9 protein-coding genes and 1 pseudogene are annotated in these 7583 nt (G+C 74.2%); 3 read left to right on the top strand and 7 right to left on the bottom strand.

Going from position 1 to position 7583, the window contains the following annotated elements:
- Nucleotides 1–136: 136 nt before the first annotated feature.
- Nucleotides 137–952 carry a rod shape-determining protein gene (locus AB0H87_RS34800; protein WP_360155644.1) on the top strand — a complete coding sequence of 272 codons (816 nt, stop codon included), beginning with the start codon at nt 137–139 and terminating at the stop codon, nt 950–952.
- A gap of 231 nt (nt 953–1183) precedes the next feature.
- Nucleotides 1184–1315: pseudogene (locus AB0H87_RS34795) on the top strand (TraR/DksA C4-type zinc finger protein); the annotation flags it as partial.
- A 5-nt stretch (nt 1316–1320) separates the two neighbouring features.
- Here AB0H87_RS34795 and AB0H87_RS34790 read toward each other — a convergent pair.
- The 7 genes from AB0H87_RS34790 to AB0H87_RS34760 all read right to left on the bottom strand — a co-directional run bounded on the left by AB0H87_RS34790 (nt 1321) and on the right by AB0H87_RS34760 (nt 6999).
- Nucleotides 1321–2565: a helix-turn-helix domain-containing protein gene (locus tag AB0H87_RS34790; RefSeq protein WP_360155641.1), complete on the bottom strand. Its 1245-nt coding sequence runs from the start codon at nt 2563–2565 to the stop codon at nt 1321–1323.
- A 68-nt stretch (nt 2566–2633) separates the two neighbouring features.
- Entirely contained in the window at nt 2634–3209 is a 576-nt protein-coding gene (locus tag AB0H87_RS34785) for a TetR/AcrR family transcriptional regulator (protein WP_360155638.1), read from the bottom strand.
- 37 nt (nt 3210–3246) lie between these two features.
- Nucleotides 3247–4476, bottom strand: a complete 1230-nt coding sequence (locus AB0H87_RS34780) for an MFS transporter (protein ID WP_360155635.1) — start codon at nt 4474–4476, stop codon at nt 3247–3249.
- Nucleotides 4477–4555: 79 nt separating this feature from the next.
- The gene (locus tag AB0H87_RS34775) at nt 4556–5740 is read right to left on the bottom strand and encodes a PP2C family protein-serine/threonine phosphatase (RefSeq protein WP_360155632.1); all 1185 of its coding nucleotides are present in this window, start codon (nt 5738–5740) and stop codon (nt 4556–4558) included.
- The gene (locus tag AB0H87_RS34770) at nt 5737–6033 is read right to left on the bottom strand and encodes an STAS domain-containing protein (protein ID WP_360155629.1); all 297 of its coding nucleotides are present in this window, start codon (nt 6031–6033) and stop codon (nt 5737–5739) included. The genes AB0H87_RS34775 and AB0H87_RS34770 overlap by 4 nt, the downstream gene beginning before the upstream one ends.
- Nucleotides 6034–6037: 4 nt before the next feature.
- The gene (gene smpB / locus AB0H87_RS34765) at nt 6038–6568 is read right to left on the bottom strand and encodes an SsrA-binding protein SmpB (protein ID WP_360155626.1); all 531 of its coding nucleotides are present in this window, start codon (nt 6566–6568) and stop codon (nt 6038–6040) included.
- A gap of 50 nt (nt 6569–6618) precedes the next feature.
- Nucleotides 6619–6999: a hypothetical protein gene (locus AB0H87_RS34760; RefSeq protein ID WP_360155623.1), complete on the bottom strand. Its 381-nt coding sequence runs from the start codon at nt 6997–6999 to the stop codon at nt 6619–6621.
- Nucleotides 7000–7085: 86 nt separating this feature from the next.
- Between AB0H87_RS34760 and AB0H87_RS34755 the strand changes: the two genes are divergently transcribed.
- Nucleotides 7086–7583, top strand: a 498-nt coding sequence (locus AB0H87_RS34755; RefSeq protein WP_360155620.1) for a kelch repeat-containing protein, incomplete at its 3' end; no start/stop codon positions are given.

Raw genomic sequence — 7583 nt, 5'->3', positions numbered from 1 at the left:
GTTGCCGGGGATCGGCAACGTAGGCCGGCTTCCGCTTGCCGGCCGGCACCGATGCGGACAGCTCAGGGCCACCGGACGCTGGATGTTCCCATCGGGGCCACGGTCCGTGCCGGGCAGCCAGGAAAGGGGCGTCGCGATGAGCGTCGTCGACGGTGTTGACGAACGGGTCCGGCGGGCGGGCCGGCCCGCGGCTGGTTCCGCCCCGGTCGCCTCGCCGACGGCGGTCGGCCTCGACCTGGGCAGTGGCTATGCCCGCATGTGGGCGTCCGGCCGGGCACTCGCACAGACCGCCTCGATCAACGACAGCCTGACCAACCCCGTCCGCCCCGTTCGACGTGGCCGGATCAGCGACCCGGCGGGCCTGAGCGAGGTCCTGACGCGGCTGCTGGGCCAGCAGCACCCGGCGGTGCCGGCGGGCGCCGTGGTGGTCGCCTGCCGCCCGGTGCTCGCCACCGCCGAGGAGCTGTCCGTCACCCGGAAGCTGCTCGATGCCGCGCTCGCCCCGTCCCGGGTGCTGTTCATCGACACCGTCCGGGCGGCCGCGATCGGTGCCGGCGCCGGGCCGGGCACGCTCCTGGTCGCGGACGTGGGAGCCGCGGTGACCGAGGTCGCCGTACTCGCCGACGGCTCCGTCAAGGCCGCGCGGCGCGCCGCGATCGGCATGAGCGACCTGCTCGGCCCGGTCGGCACCGAGCCGATCGTCCACACGATCGCGGAGTTCGTGCGCGACCTGCGTCGCGACCCGCGGTGTCGCGGGGTCAGCGCGTCGGCGATCGCCAACGGGCTGCTCATGGTCGGCGGCGGGGCCGGGCACCTGGCGCTGGCCCCACGCACGGCGGCCACGCTCGGCCTGGCCGTCCGGGTGGCCGGCAAACCCCGCATCGCGGCCGTGCACGGCGCCGGCCTGGCCGCCCTCGCGGCTCTGCGGCGCAACCCGAGCGCGGCGGCGTGATCCGCAACGGCATTCGTCCGCGGGATACGAACGGAGCATGACATGACCATCAACGCCGACGACCGGCTCGACACGCTGCGCCAGGCCTTGCGGGATCAGCTCGAGCGGCACACCGACGACCTCTCGGAGCTGACCTCGCACGGCACCGACCCCGCGCGCAACGGCGTCGACCCGGACACCGCCCGGGCCCTGATCGAGTCCGCGCGCCAGGCACGGGCCGACACCGCCGCCGCCCTCGAACGGATGGCCGACGGGGGCTACGGCCGATGTGAACAGTGCGGTCTGGACATTCCCGCCGAACGGCTGGAGATCTTTCCGCACGCGCGGTTCTGCGTGCCGTGCCAACAGGCCCGGCACGGCTAGGCGTGTCAGGGGGTGACCGGGAGCGGGTCGCGGGGCCAGTTGAGGGCGGTCGCGCCGAGGACGGCCGCCTGGAGCATGAACTGGTGCGCCGGGTCGGTCGGTGAGTATCCGGTCAGCGCCGCGATCCGTTCGAGCCGATAGGTGACCGTCCGCACCGACACGTGGAGCCGGCGGGCGGACTCCGTGGCCACGTTGCCCGTGGCGAAATAGGCGGCCAGCGTGTCCAGCAGTGGCTGGGCGCCGCCGCGGGCCTGCGTGAGGGGCGTGAGCACCGCCTGCACCAGGTCGACGATGGCCGGCTGGTCGCGCAGCAGCACGCGGTACACCAACAGGTCGTGCGCGTTGACCACCGGGCTGTCGACGTGCAACCGGCCGGCCATGCTGAGGGCCTCCCGGGCTTCCTCGTACGACCGGGCGATGCCGTAGAGCCCGAGGTGCGCGCGTCCGACGGCGACCCGCCAGGGGCGGCCGTGGCGCATGCGGTCGAGCTCGCCGTGCATGAGCCGGCCGAGGTCGGTCCGCGCGTCTCCGGGCGGCGGGACCCGGTCGGCCGCGGCCGCTTCGGCGGGGGCGAGCACCACGAGGAGCCCGTCCTTCGTCGCGACCATCACGTCACGGTCGCCGAGCCGGTCGAAGATGACGGACTCCAGGGCGCTGATCGCCGAGTCGGAGTCGGGGAGGCGGCGATCGGGGGCGGCCAGCGCGACCTGGTGTGCCCGGCTCAGGTCCAGCCCGAACGGTTCCGCCCGCTCGACCAGGCCACCGAGGTCCGAGTCACCGCGCAACAGGTCGTCGATGACCTCCCGGCGCAGGGTCTCCTCGCGGCGGATCAGGTCGCGCTTGGCCTCGTTGTAACCCTCGGCCAGGGTCGCCACGGCCTCGTCCACGACGTGCAGCACGGCCGCGGCGGCGGCGCGTACCGCCTCCCTGTCCCGTGACCGGACGACCATCGGAAGGTCGTGCCAGAGCCGGCGTGCCGCCGACAGATAGAGCTGGACCACGCGGCCGGCCGAGATCCCCTGCTCGGCGGCGCTGCGGCCGAGCCGGGTGACGGTGTCGAGCTCGCGACGTTTCGGGCGACGCCCGGTCACCGCCGCGTCGTTCAGCAGCGAAAGGTAGTCGCCGAGCAGTTCGGCCGGCACACCGCCGGCGTCCCGGCTGGCACCCTCCGCGACCTCGACCAGCCAGGATTCCTGTTCCGCGGTCGCGGACCCGGCCGGCTTGGCCGGCCTGCGCGTTCCCCCTGCCACGCCGCACCTCCAGCCCTGCCGTCCCGACGGACCGCTGCCCGGTCCGTCCTACCGTGTCCGCGCGTAGGTCAGGCCGGGCCGAGCGCGGCGTCGAGCAGCATCGCGGCCAGGCCACGCCCCGCGGCCAGGTCGGCCGCCGGGTCGCCGTCCATCCGCATCTTCACCGCGACGCCGTCGTAGGCGATCTGCAGCTGCTGCGCCAGCGCGCCGGGGTCGGGGGCGCCGGCCTGGCGGGCGAGGTCGGCGAAGAGGGCGCGCACCCAGGACCGGTAGGCGTCGGCCGCGGCCAGCGAGCCCGCGCCCGGCATCGCCTCCGCGGTCGCCGAGATGAACGGGCAGCCGCGGTATTCCGGGTTCTGGAAGCGCGCGCCCTGGATGTCGAAGACGCCCAGGATCTTCTCGCGCGGCGTGGGATAGGCGGCCAGACCCTCGGTGACCCGCTTCTCGATCGCCGCGTGCCGGCCCTCGAGGTAGGCCCGGATCAGCTCGTCCTTGCTGCCGAAGGTGTTGTAGAGCGAGGCCTTGGCGACGCCGGCGTGCTCGATCACCCGGTCGATGCCGACCACGTGCACGCCTTCGCGGTAGAACAGCTCGTCGGCCGCGGCGAGCAGCCGCTCCCGGGCCGAGGGCCGTGCGGTGTGCACCGCCATCTCATTCACCGCCTTCCGTCTGTCATCGTAGTCAACCCGCTGTCCGCATCCGGGGCAGGCGGCGGCGTACCAGGGCGAATCCGGCCAGCGCGGCCAGCACGATCACGGCGACGCCGTACTCCCGTGCGGTGTCGAGCAGGCTCCCGGAGTGCACCACCACGTAGCCGGCGACGACCGCGGGCACGCCCAGGCCGAGGTACGAGATCACGAAGAGCAGAGCCAGCACGCCGGCCCGCTCGTGGGCGGCGACCAGCGGCACCACGAGTCGGATCGCACCCTGGAAGCCGCTGCCGAAGCCGATGCCGGCGACTCCCGTCGCCACCAGGAAACCGGCCGCGGAGCCGGCGGAGAGGGCGACCAACGAGCCGGCCACCCCGACGATCAGGCCGACGATGCCGACCGTCAGCAGGGTGTGCGCCGGGCGCTTGTCCATCGCCAGCACGGCGAGCGCGGCGACCGCGGCGAGCACGAACAGGCCGAGGCCGCCGTAGACCGCCGACGTCGAGCCGGCCAGGTTGCGCACCACGGCCGGGCCGAGCGAGGCGTAGAAGCCGGCCAGCGCCCACACCGCGAACAGCACGGGCGCGGCGATCGCCACCGGGCCGCGGACGTTGCGGGGAAGCTTCACCTCGGGGATCAGCGACTGCCGGGCGCCGGGCGCGCGGGAGACCGTCTCGGGCATCAGCGCGACGCCGACCGCCTGCACCGCGAGCACGGCGAGCAGGGCGAGGTAGATCAGGTGGGTCGGGGCCGGGAGGAACTGCACGACCAGCGCGGAGAGCAGGGCGCCGCCGCCGGTGCCGATGCCGGGCGCGACCGCATTGGCCGTGGTGCCGCGGACCCGGTCGATGTCGAGCATGCCGGCGCCGAGCGCGGCCAGCGCCGCGCCGGTGGCCAATCCCTGGACGACCCGGGCCGCCATCAGCGCGGGCACGCCGCCGGCCAGGGCGAACACCACCAGCGCGGCGGCCTGGACGAGGAGGGCGACGAACAGCACCGGCCTGCGGCCGACGTGGTCGGAGAGGCGGCCGAAGATCAGCAGAGCGACCAGGACGGCGACCGCGTACACACCGAAGACGACCGTCGTGGTCATGGGGGAGAAGCCCCACTCGGCCTGGTACGTGGCGTAGAGCGGCGTCGGCGCGCTGGACGCGGCCAGCAGCGACACGACGATCGAGGCGAGCAGCACGAGCGAGCTGGTGCGCCCGAGGCGGAAGCGGCCTGGTGTGGTGTGGCGGGCCGCTACGGCGGTTTGGCTCACGAGCTGCTCCCCATGGTTAGACCTGTCTGTCTAGTTCGCGGCCAACACTAGACAGACCTGTCTGTGAGAGCAACGTGTCCTACGGCACGGCGCGCCGCGCGGCGGCCTCCGACCACTCGACGAGCATCAGCGTCGCGTCGTCCCGCGGCGGCCCGGCCTGGTGGTCGATCACCGCGTGGGACAGCCGGCGCACCGTCTCGGCCGCCGGCAGGTCCTCGCGGGCGACGCCCTCGGCCAGCGCGACCAGGCGGTCCAGGCCGAACTGGACCCCTTCGGGGTCGCGCGCCTCCGTCACACCGTCGGTGAACAGCAGCAGCCGGTCGCCGGGCTCGAACACCGTCTCCGCGACGGTGGTCCCGCCCGCGAGTATGCCCAGCGGCGTACGGCCGCCGTCCTTGAGCGTCCGGACCGCGCGCCCGGCGCGCAGCAGCACCGGTGGCGGATGGCCGGCGTTGACGTAGCGCAACCGGCCGTCGGCCAGCGACAGCTCCGCGAGCACCGCGGTGACGAAGCGCGAGTCGCTGAACTCGTCGACGAGCACGCGGTCCACGGCCGTGGCGACCTCGTCCAGCGCGGCGCCGGCGATGCGCCGGGCCCGGGCGGCGCCCACGGCGGCGGCGGTGGCGAGCGCCGCCCGCATGCCCTTGCCGACCGCGTCGTAGATCGCCAGGCGCGCGACGTCGCCGTCGACCGCGTAGTCGAACGCGTCGCCGCCCACCTCGTAGCACGGCTCGAGCACCGTGGAGACGACCATCTGCCGGCTGGCGAAGGTGAGCGGCGGCAGCAGCCGCCAGAGCAGCTCCGCGGCCGGTGTCATCGGTCGGGACCGGCGGACGCGTTGCAGGTCGTCGCCGTAGAGGTTCTTCGCGGTGATCAGGTGCCCGACCATGCCCGCGACCAGGCGGCAACCGGCGAGCACGGGGTACGGGTCGGCGCCGGTCGCCGGCACGACCCGGAGCACGCCCAACCGCTCGGTGCCGTTGACCACCGGTATCCAGGCCGGGGGACCGGGCACGGTGCGGCCCAGCGTGAACGCCTGGCCCGCGGCGCTGTCGTCGACGGGTTCCGGAGTGCCCGCCGCCGGCGGCAGGGGGCCCAGCGCCCGCTGTTCGTAGTCGACGAGGTAGACGACCACCTCGGTGCCGGTCGGCGCGACCGCGTCGGTGACCAGCCGACCCAGCTCGGCCGGGCCGGTGAGGTGCCCGGCCTCGACGAGCGTCGCGAGGATCCCGTGCCACACCTCCGGCACGTTGGCGCCGGTCATGCCGGCGGCAGGCCGAGCAGCGGTGCCACGTTGGTCAGTCGGAGCACCTGGGCGACGATCGGCTGCGGATCGCGGACGGTGAGTCGGGCGTTGTGGCGCTCGGCCACGCTGCGGGCCTGCAACAACGCGCGGACGCCGCTCGAGTCGAGGAACGGCACCTCCGAGAGGTCGACGACCAGTGGGTCCGCCCCGGCCTCGAGGGCCGAGACGAGCGCGTGCTCGACGTCGAGGTGAGAGTCGAAGTCGACGTCGCCGCGGACGTAGATCACCTTCCCGGACTGCTCGTCGGTCATCCGGTCAGCGTAGGTCACGGGCCGGCGGCCGGCCCTTCAGCCGCCGCCCGACCTCGCGGGCGATCTCCCGTTTCGCGTCGCGTTCGGCCAGGACCTGGCGCTTGTCGTACTCGCGGAGGCCGCGGGCGATGCCCAGCTCGACCTTGGCCCAGCCGTTGTCGAAGTAGAGCGCCAGCGGCACGAGCGTGATCCCCGGCTCGCGGATCTTGTCGAGGATGCGGTTGATCTCGGCCCGGTGCAGGAGCAGCTTCCGCGTGCGCCGGGGGCCGTGGTCCGACCAGCCGCGCACCGCGTACTCGGCGATGTGCAGCCCGTAGAGGTGCAGCTCGCCGTCGAGCTCCTGGGCGAACGACCCGGTCAGTGAGGCGCGGCCGAGCCGCAGGGCCTTGACCTCGGTGCCGCGGAGCACGAGGCCGGCCTCGTAGGTCTTGAGGATCTCGTACTCGTGCCGCGCCCGCTTGTTGGACGCGATCATCCGGCGCGGCGTCTCCCGACGCCCGCGCTCGCGGTGTGGCAACTCGACGCGGCGGCTCATGGCGGACCAGTCTGCCAGCGCACCCTGGCCGGGCACGCGCGAATATCGGCTCAGCTCTCCCGGAATCCCTCACGCATCCGGCGGAAGAAGCCACCCTCGCGGGGCAGTGCGGGCGCGGGGGCCACCGGGTGCGCGGCGCGGCGGGCGACCGGCTGGTCGTAGTCGGTGTTCGCGATCGTCTCGACGACCTGCGGCTCGGTGAAGTCCTCGGAGCCCGGGATCGCCGGCACGAAGCCCACCAGCATGCCGTCGCGCATCACCTGCGCCTCGAGGCCGGCGGTGCCGTCGGTGTCCCACAGCGCTTCCCGGTCATCGGCCAGCACGACCCGGATGCCGGTCTGGGAACGGCCGGCGCTGGCCTGGGCCACGTGAGCCGGAACACCCCGGTCGCGCAGTGCGTCGACCACCCGGCGGGCGCGGTTCTCGTCCATGAGTTGGAAGGTAGCGCGGGTCGGTGGGAATCGGCTGAAAGCGGGCCGGTGTGAACCTGACGACATCCTGGAGGCTCGTCAGCCGCATGAGACGTGCCGTCGTGCTCGTGGTCCTGCTGGTGGCCGGCTGCACACCCGCGCCCGAGCCGGACCCGGCCCTGACGATGGTGACCGCCCGGGCCGCGCACACGGCGACCGTGCTGCCGGACGGCCGGGTGCTGCTCGTCGGCGGGTGCACCGTCGACGGCTGCGCGGGCGCCGGGTCCGACACCGAGTTCTACGCCGGCGGCCGCTTCGCGCCCGGTCCACGGCTGTCCGGGCCGCGCTTCAACCACACCGCGACGGCGCTGGCCGACGGGCGCGTCCTCGTCGCCGGCGGCTTCCCGGACGAGCGGTCGGCGCCGAGCGGCACGGCGGAGGTTTTCTCCGGCGGCGGCTTCGCGCCGGCGGGCCCGATGACCGCGCGGCGGGGCAACCACACCGCGACCCGCCATGGCCGCCGAGCGCGGGTGGACGGGCAGCTTCGTGACGTCGGCCCGCCAGATGTTGTCCGCGGGCAACGCACCGGTGCAGCCCGCGGCCTT

It is taken from the genome of Asanoa sp. NPDC050611 (genome assembly GCF_040654855.1).
GTDB lineage: Bacteria > Actinomycetota > Actinomycetes > Mycobacteriales > Micromonosporaceae > Asanoa.
The sequence above is the reverse complement of the archived record's forward strand: the minus strand, read 5'-3'. Positions and strand labels throughout refer to the sequence as shown.

Excerpts from the sequence above, each read along its gene's own strand:
- AB0H87_RS34800 (WP_360155644.1), top strand. The coding sequence starts at position 137 with ATGAGCGTCGTCGACGGTGTTGACGAACGGGTCCGGCGGGCGGGCCGG.
- AB0H87_RS34775 (WP_360155632.1), bottom strand. The coding sequence starts at position 5,740 with ATGACCGGCGCCAACGTGCCGGAGGTGTGGCACGGGATCCTCGCGACG.
- AB0H87_RS34770 (WP_360155629.1), bottom strand. The coding sequence starts at position 6,033 with ATGACCGACGAGCAGTCCGGGAAGGTGATCTACGTCCGCGGCGACGTC.
- smpB (WP_360155626.1), bottom strand. The coding sequence starts at position 6,568 with ATGAGCCGCCGCGTCGAGTTGCCACACCGCGAGCGCGGGCGTCGGGAG.
- AB0H87_RS34760 (WP_360155623.1), bottom strand. The coding sequence starts at position 6,999 with ATGGACGAGAACCGCGCCCGCCGGGTGGTCGACGCACTGCGCGACCGG.